Genomic DNA, 16,083 nt, shown 5'->3' on the forward strand with positions numbered 1-16,083 from the left:
TCTTGGAAAATGTAGTTTATGCTTCATTTTGGTGGATAACGAAAAGGAGCCTCCGTAGTCGGATGCCCCCTTCTCTTCTCTTTATCGTTCCGTACTGAGACATTCATTTGGAATCCATCCGCATTCCCCGGTGCTCTCTAATTCGCACCAGCTCCAGCCATTCAACTCATGCATAAAGACCACGCGATCACCAGCGTCCACATTTAGCTCTTTTGCCGTATAGGTGGTGGTCAAAATCCCAATCTCCCCATCTTTTTCAATGATTTGCTCAGGTACCCAGCCCTCCAGCTGCTGTTCATCCAAGGTGTAGCAATACCGCCAATTTTGCCAATTTTCCGGTCCATCATACAACTTGCCTATTCTAACTCTTTGCCCTTCTACAAGCGTGATCGGATTCGGATAATTGGAGCGATGATTTTTGATTACGACCTCATTTTTCTTCGTCACGTGAAACACCTCACAAGAATAGGAACGTATATTCTCATTATATCTGAACTCATGTCTCATGGATATTTTTTTGCGTGGTTGCCGACTTTCACCTTTGAGACGACGCCCAGTCTAGGCGCACCAAAAAAGCCGATAATGCTGCGAGAGCAAATCGGCTGTCGTCATTTATTGGCGGGACACCTTGACGAGCTCCCCTGTCGAAGCATCGATAAAGCTATAGCCATTCTTCCATTTGCGCTGGTAGACCAACTGCGGTTCGGGAGCTCTTTGACCATCATACTGCTCCCACACGTAGACCAGTTCCAGGTCAATTTCTTGTTGGATCGTTTCTTTTGCTTCTGCTGCACTTACAATCTTCTTGGAATCTGGAAGGGTAATGCCCGGGTTGAGAGGGTGGAGGTTTAACTTTGTAATCGTCCCCGTTGCCTTGTCTACCCTCACCATATAAGACTCGTCATATACTTCGATCCCGTTGCGTTTTCCGAGGAAAGTGAATGAATACGCTTTATCCTCTTCCTTATCCAGCTTGTTCTTGTCTACCCACTCCGGAATATCCTCTTCAGGAGTCTCTATGATAAGCGATAGCTCCGTTAACGCCGGGTCAAGATAAGGTACGAGTGCTGCGATCGCTTTTTTCTTCGCTTCCTCTACACTGATTTTCTGCTCTGTTTTTCGTTCGTCTGGCAAAATCAGATCGAAGTCGATGAGCCGATCACTCTGTTCATCTGTCGTGATGCTAACCAGCTCAAATGCAGGCGTACCTTTATTTGAATCGTTCATCCAACGATAGGATTCGATTGTCTGAAGTCCATCTAAAAGATTGTCCTTGTGATCATCGTATTCAAAGGTCGCACCAGACACATCAATACCAAACTGAGTTTTCAGCCATTTCTCTCCTTGTTCGCGGGAAGCTATTTTGATGCTTTTCCCTTCTCCTTTTACATGAACACTCTCTCCTGACATTTCGGTTTCTTCCCTTATGACTTTGCCGGTTAGAGCGTCGATCCAACCACTGGTATTCAATTGATAAATGAGCATCGGTTTCTTTTCTGCCGGCTTTCCATTTTTTGCATAGGAAATCGGCTGCTCCGATACGTATACCAGGTCCATCTTAAGCTTGTCCTTATAGATTTTGCTCGCTTCCTCAAGTGTTATCGCTTTTTTCGGATCAGGCCAGTTCACTTTGCTAGGATCGATGAAATCATACGCTTCATAGCGAATAATATGACCAGCATGATCAACGGATACAGAGAGAGAGTTGCTGGACAGAGGGAGGTTATTGATGAGAGAGTGATAGTCGACGGTGGTGTGAGCCCATTCCAGCTTGTTGCCTTTCCCGTCACCAGATCCTGCTTTTCCTCTGTCGAGATTTTGTTCGGCTTTCAGCTGTTTTGCTTCCGTACCGAATAAGTCCTCGATAAAAGTTGCAGCCTTGTCTCTGGCAAGCTTTTCTTCCGAGTAATCAGCTGAAGCCCATGCTGGATTTCGGATATTCATGAAAAGCAGTCGGCCCGTATGCGCATCCAGCTCAAGCCTAACGGATGAGTATGCGTCATACTCTTCTTTTTCAGCTGTTTTTGGCATGTTGGTGAAGTGCAAGCTCCAGATCGGTGCAGGATAACGGCGAAAGCTGTCTTCCTTATAATGTTTATTAATTAACCTATACCCTTTCAACTCGCTCGCGTACCTTCTCTTCCATTTTCTCAGTTGGCAGAGAGGAAGACTTATCCTGTAGTGCTCCCCTCTGACACCGTCAACTCCGAGGGGAATTTGTCGTTTCTTCAAACCGATGCATTCGTTTGTAGAATGTACTTCTGGGGATTCCCAGAAGTTTTGCCGCTTTCGACACATTCCCGTTCGTCTTTTGCAGCGCCTCGACCATTTGCTGCTGCAATATCTTATCGCGAAACGAAAGAGAAGCCCCATGTTCCTCCATCCTCTGCTCAGAAAAGCTAAGGCTGGAGGAGACGCTTTTGCTCAACTCTGCGTTTTGATAGAGCAAGGAATGCAGCAGATGCAAGAGGTCGTCGCAGCTGTTCATAGAGAGAATCCGCAATTTATCCAGTACATTCATAAGCTCGCGAATGTTTCCTGGCCAGGTGTAAGCCATCAGCGCGGCAAAGAATTCCGGAGGGAAAACAGCATCCCAGTCATGCTTTTCGCAGTAATGGTGAACGAGGTGCGGGATGTCTTCTGCCCTCTGCCTGAGTACCGGAACATGCACCGGATATACGTACAGACGATAAAAAAGGTCTTCTCGGAACTTACCTTCTTTGACCAGTTGATGGATATTGCGGTGCGTGGCCGCAATCACGCGAAAATCGACGGGTATCTCTTGACTGCCGCCTAGCGGAGTAATTTTCCGTTCCTGCAAGACACGGAGAAGCGCCACCTGCATGGAGTGGGGGATTTCCCCAATTTCGTCCAAGAAAATAGTTCCTTGGTGGGCAAGTTGGAATTTCCCCTTCGCTCCGGTTCGCTTCGCCCCGCTGAACGCCCCTTCCACATAGCCGAATAGTTCGCTTTCCAGCAGCTCTCTCGGGATCGCGCCGCAGTTTACCGCAACGTACGGCCCGCTTGCCCACTTGCTGTTTTCATGAATCGAACGTGCGATCACTTCTTTTCCGGTGCCTGTCTCGCCCAGGATAAAGACATTGATGTCCGTGGAAGCAACCCGTCCAAGCTCTTCCAGCATCTTTCGAAATACACGGCTTGTGCCAGCTTCGCCAAGGAACCGAAACGGCTTGGCGGAACCCTTGTCCTGATAGACGGCCTGCCTTACCTGTTGCTCCTCTGCATTCCGAAGGTAGATACATTTGCCGATGAAACCACCGTGCTCCGCAGAGCAAATCGGCACTTCCATCCGATTTTGGTACCCGCGTATGTATATTTCATCGGCACGCATCCCACTCCAGTTCGGAATGTTCTGACGAATCGACCTACTCGCCGCGACGACGTTTTGACGTGGGGTGCAAATAATGAGCGGCTGTTCCTTTTCCAGTACTTCCATCGATCCCTGAATCAATTCCATCTCATCGCGATGAGAGCGGATTTTCACTTCTTTTTCCAGCGTATAAGCGGCTTGGGTAACAATCCCCAGCATGTATGGATGCGCCCGGTCGACCGGGCACGAAACGTCGAGGATACCCAGGACCTCCCCGTCATCGCTGCGTATTGGAGCGGCAGCACAGCTCCAGCCATGGGAAGCTATGGAATAATGCTCCGAGCCGGTTACCATAATCGGCTGCCCCAGTGACAACGCCGTCCCAATTGCATTTGTCCCCATTTCGGCTTCGGTCCAGCGCACGCCCTCTACGAATCGTATTTTTTCGGCTACCTCCCGGACATTTTTGTTTCCCTTCATCCAGAGCACGTAGCCTTCCGGATCGATTAGAAGCGCGATCATTCCCATCTCGCTCGCGATTCGATCCATTTTTTCGAGAAAAGGGGCAGCGACGTCCATAAGCAAAGCATTCTTTTGCTGTTGGTGCCTAAGAGATTCCCCGCTCAGAATGTGCCTTCCCCGGTCCAAGTACGGGCTGACTTGGGCGTTCCGGGAGCGATACCAAGATTCGATGATGGATTGGTGAATCCGGGAAGAATCCAATACACCTTCCTGAACGAACCGCTTCCACATCTGCGAACTTAATGCGAATTCAAACAAGATACATTCCCTCCCTCAGTAACTCGCCTGAAGTAACTCCTGCCAGAATGTATGCAAGGTCGTCTCTCTTTGTCTAAATTCTAATCAATAATAGCAGCGCTTACAATGGTCCAAATCAAAATTCCCCCTGGGTTACAGGGGGCTTTTGATTGCACCGATGCTTCAGGCGTGCAAGGCATGACCGATGGCAGACAGCAGAGCTTCGTGAACAGCTTCAGACAACGTCGGGTGGGCAGAAATGAACGTTTCCATCATATCCGCCGTCATTTCCCCGTGGATCATGAGCGTTCCTTGCCCGATCAACTCCGTCGCACGCGGACCTACGATGGACACACCCAGTATTTCGTTGTATTCCGGTTCCGTGATGACCTTCACCTTTCCGATTGCTTCACCGAGAATCATTGCCTTGCCATTAATAGAAAACGAGAATTCTCCGATTCGCACGTCTCCATATTGCGACCTGGCTTGCTTCTCAGTGAGGCCGACACCAGCGATTTCCGGCGACGTGTAGATGCACCTCGGTACGGCCCGATAATTGGCTTTGGCGTCCAGACCGCACGCGTGCAAGGCTGCTACCGTTCCCTCATGAAAAGCGACATGGGCGAGCTGGATGCCTCCGACAACATCCCCGCATGCGTAAATATGTGGCACGTTCGTTTGCATATGCCCGTTTACGAAAATACCTTGCTTGCCGAATGCTACACCCGCCCGATCAAGTTGCAGTTCAGCCGTCCGTGGTATCCTTCCGACGGCAACCAGCACAATCTCTGCTGCGGCTTCCCCGCTACCATCCGGGTTCTTGAAACGAACGGTTTTCGTCTGCTGATCGACCGAGGTCAACGACGTGGAGGTCAAGATCTTCACCCCGGTTCGTTCCAGCTGATCATGCAGAACACCCGCAATATCCGCATCTTCGCCGGGGAGAAGCTGATCCGCCATTTCAATCACTGTCACGTCGCACCCCATGCGACTGTATATGCTAGCAAACTCGCATCCGATGACACCTCCGCCGATAATCAGCAATGTCTGGGGAACCGCTGAAAGCGACATCGCTTGTCCGCTGTGGATGATCCAGCGATCGTCAAACGGCGCAAACGGTAGCTCAATCGGCTCCGATCCCGAAGCGATGATGATTTTATCGGCTTCAACAATTTCTTCTCCCTGATCATTCTCTACCGCTATTTGGCGTTGGCTGACAAAACGAGCCTTGCCCGTCAGCACCTTGATTTTGTTTTTTCTCATGAGAAATCCGATTCCCATGACGAGTTGCTGTACGATGTTGTTTTTGTAGCTCTGCACTCCCGGCCAGTCAATCGATACTTCCCGCTCGGGCACGCGAATTCCGAAACGGTCGGCATGCTTTATTTTCTCGGCCATCTCCGCGGACTCCAGGAGCGATTTGGTTGGCATACATCCTTCGTTCAGACAGGTCCCACCCAACACCTGCTGCTCGATCAGGGTGACCTGTTTGCCCTTTTTTGCGGCGGCAATCGCTGCAACGTAGCCGGCAGGTCCCCCTCCGATCACTGCAATCGTACTCATCCCATCACGTCCTTCACAAGAGCATCCGGTACGGCTCTTCCAGGTATTTTCTCAGCGTGTATAAAAATTCGGCTGCCGGTGCTCCGTCCAGTACGCGATGGTCGAACGTCAGACTGAGTGGGAGAATGCTCCGCCGCTGCACTTCTTCATCGATGAAGACAGGCGTTTCCTGCACGGCCCCTACACCCAGAATGCCAGCCTCCGGTGGATTCAGCACCGGCGTAAAGAAATCAATTCCGTAAGCCCCAAGATTCGTAATGGAGAAGGTAGACCCTTGCATCTCTTCCATGCCAAGCGTCCCTTCCCGCGCCTGTGCAGCCAGCGCTTTGATCCGGCGGGAGAGGTCCAGCACCGATGTTGATTCCGCGTACCGAACGACCAGAACGACCAGCCCTTGTTCGAGCGCGACGGCTATTCCCAGGTGGACGTTCCCGTACCGATGAATCCGGTCATCGATATAGGCGCTGTTTACTTGCTTGTGCCTTTGGAGAGCGAGAACCGTCGCCCTCGCGATGAGATCGGTTAGGGTCAGCTTGATGTCGTGCTCTTTTTGAGTGACTTCGTTCATTTTCTTTTGCAAACCGATCAAGTCCGTGACATCAGCCCGTGTGGTGATCGTAAGCTGGGCGCTTTCCTGCAAACTGGCCATCATCCGGGAAGCGATCACTTTCCGCATTCCCGTGACAGGCAATTGCTCCGTCGTTTCCTCCACGACAACGGCAGGTGGTCTATCATCCTCCGCTGCTACAGCTTGCTTCGCCTCCCGGTCAGCGATCGCCTTTTCTACGTCTTCCTTTGTGATCCTGCCCACCGGTCCCGTGCCGATGAGAGATTCCAAGGGGAGACCGGCCGCCTCGGCCAACTTGCGCGCGACCGGGGAAATTTTCACTTCTTTCGCAGCCGCCGGACTTGCTGCTATTGTGGTCGACTTCGCCGCAACCTCTGGCTTCTCCGGCTTTTTCTCGGGAGCAACCGTTTCGAACGTCGCCGTTGCGGCCGTTTCCTCCGAGATTTGCTCGCTTGGATGACCGATATATCCAATGACCGTTCCAGGCGGCACACCCTCCCATTCCGAAACAGCGATTTTCAGCAAAACACCGTTCGCCGGTGCTTCCAAATCCGCCTCGATTTTTTCCGAGCTGATACTAGCGATCACTTCTCCTTTGGTTACCAGATCGCCGACTTGTTTGTTCCAATGGGAAACCGTTCCCTCTTTCATCGCCATTCCCATCTTCGGCATGAGCACCTCGACTGCCATCGGTTTTCCCTCCGTTTTCTTTCTTTCTTTCGTTCGTTCTGAATCAGACACTCAACAGCGATTTGTCGCCAAGCAATTCGGATACCACTTGAATCACCGTTTGTGGCGTCGGTAAGTACAGGTCCTCCAGCACTGGTGAGAACGGAACCGGGGTATGCGGTGCTGTAATCCGCTTGATCGGCGCATCCAGACTGTCGAAGCCTTTATCCGCGACCAAGGCCGCGATGTCAGTCGCAATGCTGCAGCGTGGATTTGCCTCGTCGATGACAATCAGCCGATTCGTCTTTTGAACGGACCCCAAGATCGCATCCTCATCGAGCGGCGACAGGCTGCGCGGATCGACGACCTCTGTTTCAATTCCTTTCCTGGCGAGCTGCTCCGCCGCCTCCAAGGCTGTATGCACCTGTTTACCAACCGCGACGATCGTCAAATCCGAACCGGCACGCTTGATGTCCGCCTTGCCGATCGGAATTGTGTAATAACCGTCTGGCACCTCCCCCGTCATGTTGTATAGCGTTTTATCCTCAAAGAAGATTACGGGGTCATTGTCCTCGATGGATGCCAGCAGCAGCCCTTTCGCGTCAGCAGGTGTGGACGGGACCACCACTTTAATGCCAGGAATGGCCGTGAACAGAGCATAAAGGCTTTGCGAATGCTGCGCCGCCGCCCGGAATCCGGCGCCGTGCGTCGTGCGGATCGTAACCGGCACCTGTGCTTTGCCGCCAAACATGTACCGGAACTTGGCCCCCTGGTTCAACACCTGATCCAGACAGCTCCCGATGAAATCGTTGAACATCAATTCCGCAATCGGGCGAAGACCAGTGGTCGCAGCAGCCATCGCCGCCCCGATATAGCCCGCTTCGGTAATCGGGGTATCCAGCACCCGCCCTCTTCCGAACTCCTGGACGAGGCCTTTCGTTACCCCGAGAACGCCTCCCCATGCCTCTTCATCCTGCAAATGGTCGACCTGTGCCCCGCCAGCTACATCCTCGCCCATCAAAATCACATTTTCGTCTCTGCGCATCGCGAGTTTCATCGCCTCGTTGATTGCCTGCGACATGCTCATTTTTTTGGTCATGTTCCCTTCCTCCTTTGCTATCGTTTTTTCAGTACGACACGTATACGTCTGTCAGCAGTTCGGACGGCTCCGGGTACGGACTGTTTTCCGAAAACGCGACTGCTTCCTCGACCGCCTTGTCAACCGCAGCTTCGATTTCATCCAACTCGTTTTCAGTAAACAGCTTTTCGGAGAGCAAATCGTTCCGGAATTTCCTGATCGCATCTATTTCCGACAAATGCGCCTTCTTGTCTTCTTCTTTTTTGTATTTCTGGGCGTCGCCCTCAAAGTGGCCGTAGTTGCGGTACGTCACGCACTCGATCAGAGTCGGCCCCTCTCCCCGGCGGGCACGCTCGATCGCTTCCTGTGCAGCCTGATAAACGGCCAGCACATCCTTGCCATCCACTCGGATGCCGGGAATATTGTAGGCGATCGCACGGTCCGCAATGGTTTTGCAGCTGGAGGCGTACGAAAACGGCGTGGCTTCCCCATATCCGTTGTTCTCTGCTACAAACACGGCTGGCAGCTTCCAAATGGCTGCCAGGTTGATCCCCTCATGGAACGTCCCCTGGTTGTTCGCTCCGTCACCAAAGAAACATACGCTTACAGCGCCTGTCTGCTTGTACTTGGCAGTCAAAGCGGCTCCGCAAGCAAGCGGATAGCCTCCACCGACAATGCCGTTCGCCCCGAGCATTCCTTTGTCCAAATCCGCAATGTGCATGGAGCCTCCCTTCCCTTTGCAAAGTCCCGTGGCTCTACCGTAAATCTCCGCCATCATTCCATTCAGATCGCACCCCTTTGCGATGCAGTGTCCGTGCCCGCGATGCGTGCTGGTAATGGTATCGCTGTCGTCCAGGTGCGCGCAAAGCCCGACCGCGATGGCCTCCTCCCCCGCGTATAAATGGACGAAACCAGGGATTTTCCCTTGGCCGAACAGGTCGTGCACCTTGTCCTCGAACTTCCGGATCTCCAGCATTTTTTGGTACATCCAAGCGGCCTTTTCGCGGGACAACGGAATCCCTTTGACTTGCTGATCCACTTTCGTCATTTACGTGTCTCCTCCTCGAACATGTTTTATTGAGATCCAGCCTTTGACTCAAGGGATATCGCAAAAAGTATGCCAACTGCCGAAGCAGGTCACATTGCGTTTTTTTGTAACCGCTTTACTTTTTGGGGGGAACAAAAGTGGACACCTGTCTCGTTTTGTCTCTTTTTGTACACTGGCTCACCGCATGCCTTTGGACGGATAAGGGGTACGGCGAGGGATGAATTTTTGGAAATGGGTAATGTTTGCGCACAAAATAAGGAAGCCTCCGGTAACCTGTCGCAAACAAGTTAACCGGAGGCTTCTCTGTAGCACGATGTTTCTCCTTACCTCTCTTCCTTCCGCTTCCTTCTCAATACATGGCGTTCCTTCGCTTTTTCATACTGTATCCGCTCTTCTTCTGTATCAGGAATGACACCAGGCACGCTCGTCGGCTTTCCTTGATCGTCGAGGGCAATCATCGTCAGATACGCACGGGCTGTCATCCGCTTTTCTCCGGTCAACAAGTTCTCCGCTTCCACTCTCACGAATACTTCCATCGATGTCTTATGGGTCCAGGTGACATATGCCTCCAGGTTGAGTGCTTCCCCCGTCTTGATTGGCGCTAGAAAATCAAAGGAATCGCTGGACGCAGTGACAACAGGCTTACGGCAATGCCGCATGGCTGCGATGCAGGCGATCTTGTCAACGTATGCCATGACTTTCCCGCCGAAAATGGTATGGTGGTGATTGGTATCCGGCGGCAAGACGAGATCAGTCAAAAAGGTTCTCGATTGTTGGATCGGTCGCGCTTCTGTCATCATTTGTGTGGCTCCTCTCATCGTGTGCACCTTCCCTACTGGGCTGTCAAACGACTCCGAATCGCTTTGGTTGCCGCAACCATGTTTCGCAATGACTGAACGGTTTCTTCTCTCCCTCTTGTCTTCAGCCCGCAATCCGGGTTAATCCAAAATTGATCAGGTGGAAGTACTTGTACACCTCGGGCTACCATATCTTCCATCTCAGAGACAGCTGGAACTCGGGGGCTATGGATATCGTATACGCCGAGCCCGATGCCTTTGTCATATGTACCTGTTTCGAACACTGACACGAGCTCTCCGTGGCTGCGGGAAGTCTCAATCGAAATCACATCGGCATCGAGCTCACTGATGACATCCATGAAATCATGGAATTCGCAGTAGCACATATGTGTATGAATCTGTGTGCTCGGCGCAACGGTAGAGGTCGCTAGACGAAACGCTCTGACTGCCCATTCGAGATAAGCGGCTTGCTCTTCTTTTTTGAGCGGAAGTCCTTCGCGCAGCGCTGGTTCATCGACTTGAATCATGAGAATCCCCGCTTCTTCCAAGGCTTCTACTTCCTTTCGCAATGCCAAGGCAATTTGTTCGCACACTTCTTCTCTGGAGACATCTACCCGAGCAAACGACCAGTTCAAAATGGTTGCTGGGCCCGTTAACATGCCCTTCATTGGTTTGTCGGTCAATGATTTTGCATACACACTTTCCTTGACCGTCATTGGTGCCACAAACTCTACATCTCCGTAAATAATAGGAGGCTTGACGCAGCGGGAGCCATATGATTGCACCCAGCCGTTTTTCGTGAACAAAAAGCCATCGAGCTTTTCGCCAAAATACTCAACCATATCTGTTCGTTCGAACTCACCATGGACCAGGACATCCAGTCCGAGCTCTTCTTGGATCTTGATCCATTCCTTGATTTGCGCCTGAATGAAAGCATCGTATTGCTCCACTGTCCAACTCCCTTTTTTAAACTGTTGTCGGGCTTGGCGAACCTCTGCCGTCTGCGGGAAGCTTCCGATTGTGGTAGTTGGCAGCAGTGGCAACTTCCACGTATTTTGTTGAATCTCTCGACGTTCGGGATAAGAAACACTTCTTTCAAGTTTTGCAGTAGCGATTTGACGTAAAGCATTCTTTACTTCTCCCCGATTCCTCGCTGGGGATAATGCTAGCTTCAGCAAGTCCGCTTCATTTTGGGCGATCTCTTTTGATATAACATATTTACCGTATCGGAATCCTTGGACTAAAAGCTGTACTTCCCCCAGTTTTTCGTCGGAAAACGCCAATGCAGGCATGACTTCCTCTGGCAAACCGCTCTCTGCCTCAACCGTTACCGGTACATGCAACAAACTACTGGACGGCTGCAGCCACAGCTTTTCGAGCGGAACAATCTCGGAAATTTCTTTGACCAGCTCCCATTTCTCCTCAATGGATGCACGCCATATGTTTCGACCGTCGATGATTCCCGCTGCGAGAATCTTTTCTGCTGGAAACCCGTGTTTTTTCAGATTGGTTAGATTTCGCTTCGATCCGTGTACAAAATCAAGACCGATTCCTTTTACCGGTAAGGAAACCAGCTCCTCATACCAATCCACTGCTTCAAAATAGGTTTGCAGCATGCACTGCAGATGTGGTAGAGCTTGACCCATTTGCGCATAGATACGCTTGATGAGGGCGCGTTCTTGCTCCGAAACATCCAGTACAAATGCAGGCTCATCGATTTGCACCCATTCCACACCGTGCAGCTCCAACTCCTGGAGAACGTCTATGTAGAGCGGTACGAGTTGATCCACGACGATCTCCAATTCGTTTTTCTCATATCCTTTGGACAATTTGACAAACGTATACGGGCCTACAATGACGGGCTTTCCGATGATGCCATACTTTTCTTTGGCCTCCAAATATGCCTGGAGAGGCTTGTTCTCGGTTATGGTTGGTTGTCGTTCCCCGAATTCCGGGACGATATAATGGTAGTTCGTGTTAAACCATTTCGTCATTTCGCTGGCGACAGCTTCTTTCGAACCGCGAGCCATGGCGAAGTATGTCGCTAATGAAACCGGGCCGCCCTCGTATTCATAGCGCTTGGGGACCAATCCAAACATCACAGCCATATCCAGCATGTGATCGTAGTACGTAAAGTCACCTACAGGGATCAGCTCGACCCCTTTTTCCTGCTGAACCAACAGGTTTTGGTGACGGATTTGCTCCATTTGCTGAACCAGGCTTGCCTCATCGAGGGTGCCAGCCCAAAATGCTTCCAATGCCTTTTTCCACTCGCGGTTCTTCCCGATCCGTGGATATCCCAAATTGCTGCTTTTCATGAGCTTCCTCTCCATTCTTCATTCGATCCTGACTTGAATCCGCCCAATAAAAAAGGCATCTCCAACGATCAAAAAGAACGTTAGAAATGCCAAATAAGCACTGAGATCACAGCATCCTAACACCTCCCTATCTCCCGTAGGTTAAGCAGTGTCGTCGAAACAGGCAGGTCTCCTGACTTTGGGATCATCATCTGCACATGCCTTCCCAATCCGTTTGGATCAGTGGCTGATAAATGTGCCGACTCCCCACATACAGTGGCGGGACCGTGTCGGATTCTCACCGACTTCCCTTTTCATCCTTGGTCGAGCTTGATAACCAAAGAACCTGTTCCCACTCTTATGAAATTGTCATGGTTCTGTGAAGTGCCCCCTTAAACGAGCAGGGCAGCATACTGTTCATACAGTAACACAGATTCCATTTTTTGTCATACTAAAATCTAAAATCATCGTCCGTCAATGGTTCTACGTTTAGCGTGCGGACATAACCATTTCCTTTTTTCGAGAAGAAGTCATGCTGCTTCGTCTGCGTACGAATTCCGTTCAGCACGATTGGGTTCACTTCTTCCTCCGGGAAAAGCGGGTCCAGCCCCAAATTCATCAATGCCTTGTTCGCGTTGTAGCGCACGTAGGCATGAACCTCGTCAGCCAATCCGATTTCCGTATACAACGAAGTCGTATAGGCCTCTTCATTTTCTTGCAGCTCATGCAAAAGGGCATACAGCTCCTCTTTTGCTGCGGTCTGCTCGACCACACTCAGACCTTGATAGACTTCTTGCGCGAGAACGCCGACATAGAGTCCATGGATGCTCTCGTCGCGAACAATCAAATCGATAATTTCCCCGCTGCTTGTCATCTTTCCTTGACCCGCCAAATAGAGCGGATAGAAGAAGCCGCTGTAAAACAGATAACTTTCCAGGAAGACGGACGCTACCATCGCCATATACAAATCTTTCGGTTTCTCAATTTCTTGATAGCGTTTCGAGATGAGGGCCGCTTTCTTTTGCAGATGTGGATTATTTTCTACCCACGAAAAAATACCGTCAATCTCTTCTGTCGATGCCAGCGTGGTAAAAATACTGCTGTACGATTTGGCATGGATTTGCTCCATCATGCCCATGAAGGCGAGAACCGCTTTTCTTTGCAGTCCATCGACATGCTCCATGATTTTCGGCATCCCTACTCCACCTTGAACCGTATCCAGCAAGGTGAGACCGCCCAATACTTTTTTATACGTGTCCCGTTCAGTTGCACTGAGCTCCATCCAGGCCATCTTGTCATCTGATAGCGGAATCTCATCATCCGTCCAGAACTGCATGATGTTTTGATTCCAAAACGTCATCGTAAAATCGTCGTCCGGCCTGTTCCAATTGACTGCTTTCATATGGCGTTCCTCTTCTCTTTTTGCTTGATGCTTTTCCTTTTATGAATCGCGTTCACTAAACCGCGCAGCTAATGCACTCTTCTACAGTCAAATGCTTCGTACGCGTATAGTAGAGTGACTTCAGACCTTTTTTCGCTGCGTAAATGTAATAGCGAGCCAGTTCTCTGGTTGAAATGTTGCTGTTCACGTGCAGCACAGTCGATATTCCTTGGTCGATGTGCTCTTGAATTTCGGCAATCAGATCAATTACTTTGAATTGATCGATCACATATGCCGATTTGTAGTAAAAATAGTTTTCCTGCGACAAGTACGGCATCGGGTAATACGTCGTAGAGTTGGCATACGTTCTCGTTTCGATATGCTCAACGATTGGCATCACGCTAGAAGTCGCATTCTGAATGTAGGAAATGCTCTGTGTCGGTGCAATCGCCAAACGATACGCATGGTAAACGCCATGCTTTTGCACCTTTTGCTGTAGCTCCGCCCAATCCTCTGGCGTCGGAATGTGCATTCCTTCAAAGAGAAGCTTTGCTTTTTCCGTCCGTGGGCTGTAGTCATTCGTCACGTACTTGTTAAAATAAGTGCCCTTTGCATATTCCGATTGTTCAAAGCCCAAGAAGGTCTTGCCTGTTTCCTTGGCAATTTCCATGCTTTTTTCCAAGGAGTAGAAGTTCATCATCATGAAAAACGTACGGGCGAAATCTCTCGCTTCTTCACTTTCGTAAGCGATTTTGTTCTTTGCCAGATAACCGTTCAGGTTCATCGCACCGAGACCTACTGAGTGCAGCTCGCGGTTAGCCTTTTGAACGCCTGGAGCGTTTTCTACACGCGTCATGTCACTTACGGCTGTAATGGCTTCGATTCCTTCGTGGACAGATTCACGGATCATTTTGCGTTCCATCACGTTGACAATATTGAGAGATGCCAGATTGCAGCTAATATCGCGACGGATGATGTCCATCTCGCCGTAATTGGTGATCGTCGAAGTCTCCTGCAGCTGGAAGATTTCCGTGCACAGGTTGGACATTTTCACCGAGCCGAGATCTTTCAGGGCATGATTGTTGTTCGCATTCGTTTTGTTCATGATGTACGGATAGCCTGATTCCATTTGGATCATCGCGATTTTGGTCAACATCTCGCGTGCGCTCATCACGGTCTTTTTCTTGATGCGATCGTTTGCCAGGAGCTCCTCGTACATGTCATCGAGGTCCATATCATCCAGATGCACGCCGTATTCTTTGTACACGGAGTACGGAGCAAACACAGTCAGTGGCTTGTTTTCCTCAGCCAGCTTGTAGAAAACGTTTGGTACGATCAGGCCGATGGACAACGTTTTGATGCGCGCTTTTTCATCTGCATTGATCTTTTTGCAATCGAGAAACTCGTTGATATCCCAGCCGAAAATGTTGTAATACGCTGCACCTGAGCCTTTGCGTTGGCCCATTTGATCCGCGTAGGAAAATGCATCTTCCAACAACTTGAGGACTGGCATGACACCTTTTGCCGCGCCCTCGACGCCTTTGATCGGCTCTCCTCGTCCGCGGAGCTTGGACAGGTTCACGGCTACCCCGCCGCCAATTTTGGATAACTGCATACAAGTGCCCAAAATAAAGTTGATAGAGTTCAGTGAATCATCCATTTCGAGCAAGAAGCAGGAGACCATTTCTCCGCGGCGGCTTTTGCCTGCGTTCAGGAAAGTTGGTGTCGCTGGTTGCAAACGTTGGTCCATCATGGATACTGTTAAACGCTTGGCGAGCTCAAAGTCACCTTGTCCAAGGGACAGTGCCACAACGGCCACCCGGTCTGGATACTGCTCCAAGTACATCGATTTATCGTTCGTTTTCAAGGCGTAATCTTTATAAAATTTGGAGATAGCCATATACGAAGCAAATTGAAAATCAGCGTCATAGGCCAAACGGAAAACTTCATCAACCTGCTCAACCGTGTATGTTTCATAGACGTTTTCATAGAAGTCATTCTCGATCAAATAGTCCATGCGTTCTTTGACACTGTTAAAAGTCATCGTGTTGGACTGCACTTCTTCCATGAAGACCGCAACCGCTTCCCGATCCTTTTCCAGTTGATAAAATCCGTCGTTGCCACGCTGCATCAGTTCGTTGTTCAGTTCAATATGCCGCAATTGCTGCCACCCCACTCGTAAATTGTTCCACGTCACGGCCGGTACCGGACAGTTCAAATTTAGAAATCACCGGAACGCCATATTGGCTCGCGATCGTATCCGCGCTTTTGGCAAAGCTGGTTCCCCAGTTGCGGTTGCCGCTGGCAGATACTCCGCGCAGATGGACATGATTTCGCTTCAGGAACGTCGCCACCTTCTCCGGCACTTGTCCGAATCCCGTCGTGTATGTGACCAAAATGAATGGCTCGTCCAGCACCATATCTTGATTAATTTCCACATGTGGCAAATTAATTTTGTTGACGAATCTTCGGACGTTTCCTGTTTTTGAATCATAAGCGATTAGCATGTCCCTCATCCTATCCTACTATTTTTACTCTGTATGTATGTTATTTAGCCAAAGTAAAAGCGCATCCGACGTTTACATGCCGAAT

Annotated in this window: 12 protein-coding genes and 1 riboswitch; all 12 genes read right to left on the reverse strand. The window is 50.3% G+C overall.

Going from position 1 to position 16,083, the window contains the following annotated elements; genetic code table 11:
- Nucleotides 1-81: 81 nt before the first annotated feature.
- Entirely contained in the window at nucleotides 82-447 is a 366-nt protein-coding gene (locus tag FO446_RS15585; protein WP_173607763.1) for an SH3 domain-containing protein, read from the reverse strand.
- Nucleotides 448-612: 165 nt separating this feature from the next.
- Nucleotides 613-2,121 carry a YcdB/YcdC domain-containing protein gene (locus tag FO446_RS15590; RefSeq protein ID WP_237898464.1) on the reverse strand — a complete coding sequence of 503 codons (1,509 nt, stop codon included), beginning with the start codon at nucleotides 2,119-2,121 and terminating at the stop codon, nucleotides 613-615.
- A 79-nt stretch (nucleotides 2,122-2,200) separates the two neighbouring features.
- Nucleotides 2,201-4,084, reverse strand: coding sequence for a sigma-54-dependent Fis family transcriptional regulator (locus FO446_RS15595; RefSeq protein WP_232773073.1), 1,884 nt, complete (start codon nucleotides 4,082-4,084; stop codon nucleotides 2,201-2,203).
- Between the two features lie 189 nt (nucleotides 4,085-4,273).
- A complete protein-coding gene (gene lpdA, locus FO446_RS15600; protein WP_173607764.1) occupies nucleotides 4,274-5,653 on the reverse strand; it encodes a dihydrolipoyl dehydrogenase in 1,380 nt (459 codons plus the stop codon).
- 13 nt (nucleotides 5,654-5,666) lie between these two features.
- Nucleotides 5,667-6,911, reverse strand: coding sequence for a dihydrolipoamide acetyltransferase family protein (locus FO446_RS15605; protein WP_237898466.1), 1,245 nt, complete (start codon nucleotides 6,909-6,911; stop codon nucleotides 5,667-5,669).
- A gap of 43 nt (nucleotides 6,912-6,954) precedes the next feature.
- On the reverse strand, nucleotides 6,955-7,989 hold the full coding sequence (locus FO446_RS15610; protein WP_237898467.1) for an alpha-ketoacid dehydrogenase subunit beta: 1,035 nt from the start codon (nucleotides 7,987-7,989) through the stop codon (nucleotides 6,955-6,957).
- Nucleotides 7,990-8,017: 28 nt separating this feature from the next.
- Entirely contained in the window at nucleotides 8,018-9,016 is a 999-nt protein-coding gene (locus FO446_RS15615) for a thiamine pyrophosphate-dependent dehydrogenase E1 component subunit alpha (RefSeq protein WP_237898468.1), read from the reverse strand.
- A 323-nt stretch (nucleotides 9,017-9,339) separates the two neighbouring features.
- Nucleotides 9,340-9,834, reverse strand: a complete 495-nt coding sequence (locus FO446_RS15620; protein WP_237898469.1) for an acyl-CoA thioesterase — start codon at nucleotides 9,832-9,834, stop codon at nucleotides 9,340-9,342.
- Between the two features lie 14 nt (nucleotides 9,835-9,848).
- A complete protein-coding gene (gene metE / locus FO446_RS15625) occupies nucleotides 9,849-12,131 on the reverse strand; it encodes a 5-methyltetrahydropteroyltriglutamate--homocysteine S-methyltransferase (RefSeq protein ID WP_237898473.1) in 2,283 nt (760 codons plus the stop codon).
- Nucleotides 12,132-12,275: 144 nt separating this feature from the next.
- A riboswitch (cobalamin riboswitch) is annotated at nucleotides 12,276-12,475 on the reverse strand.
- Nucleotides 12,476-12,561: 86 nt separating this feature from the next.
- Nucleotides 12,562-13,512, reverse strand: a complete 951-nt coding sequence (gene nrdF, locus FO446_RS15630) for a class 1b ribonucleoside-diphosphate reductase subunit beta (protein ID WP_087350004.1) — start codon at nucleotides 13,510-13,512, stop codon at nucleotides 12,562-12,564.
- A 55-nt stretch (nucleotides 13,513-13,567) separates the two neighbouring features.
- Nucleotides 13,568-15,652 carry a class 1b ribonucleoside-diphosphate reductase subunit alpha gene (gene nrdE / locus FO446_RS15635; protein WP_173607770.1) on the reverse strand — a complete coding sequence of 695 codons (2,085 nt, stop codon included), beginning with the start codon at nucleotides 15,650-15,652 and terminating at the stop codon, nucleotides 13,568-13,570.
- Nucleotides 15,639-15,998: a class Ib ribonucleoside-diphosphate reductase assembly flavoprotein NrdI gene (gene nrdI / locus FO446_RS15640; RefSeq protein ID WP_173607771.1), complete on the reverse strand. Its 360-nt coding sequence runs from the start codon at nucleotides 15,996-15,998 to the stop codon at nucleotides 15,639-15,641. Before nrdI ends, nrdE begins: the two co-directional genes overlap by 14 nt.
- Nucleotides 15,999-16,083 lie beyond the last annotated feature (85 nt).

The organism is Brevibacillus brevis (genome assembly GCF_022026395.1).
In the GTDB taxonomy this organism is placed as follows: Bacteria; Bacillota; Bacilli; order Brevibacillales; family Brevibacillaceae; genus Brevibacillus.

Coding starts and splice junctions, on each gene's coding strand:
- FO446_RS15605 (WP_237898466.1), bottom strand. CDS start 6,911: ATGGCAGTCGAGGTGCTCATGCCGAAGATGGGAATGGCGATGAAAGAG.
- FO446_RS15610 (WP_237898467.1), bottom strand. CDS start 7,989: ATGACCAAAAAAATGAGCATGTCGCAGGCAATCAACGAGGCGATGAAA.
- lpdA (WP_173607764.1), bottom strand. CDS start 5,653: ATGAGTACGATTGCAGTGATCGGAGGGGGACCTGCCGGCTACGTTGCA.
- metE (WP_237898473.1), bottom strand. CDS start 12,131: ATGAAAAGCAGCAATTTGGGATATCCACGGATCGGGAAGAACCGCGAG.
- FO446_RS15620 (WP_237898469.1), bottom strand. CDS start 9,834: ATGAGAGGAGCCACACAAATGATGACAGAAGCGCGACCGATCCAACAA.
- nrdI (WP_173607771.1), bottom strand. CDS start 15,998: ATGCTAATCGCTTATGATTCAAAAACAGGAAACGTCCGAAGATTCGTC.
- nrdF (WP_087350004.1), bottom strand. CDS start 13,512: ATGAAAGCAGTCAATTGGAACAGGCCGGACGACGATTTTACGATGACG.
- FO446_RS15615 (WP_237898468.1), bottom strand. CDS start 9,016: ATGACGAAAGTGGATCAGCAAGTCAAAGGGATTCCGTTGTCCCGCGAA.
- FO446_RS15595 (WP_232773073.1), bottom strand. CDS start 4,084: ATGTGGAAGCGGTTCGTTCAGGAAGGTGTATTGGATTCTTCCCGGATT.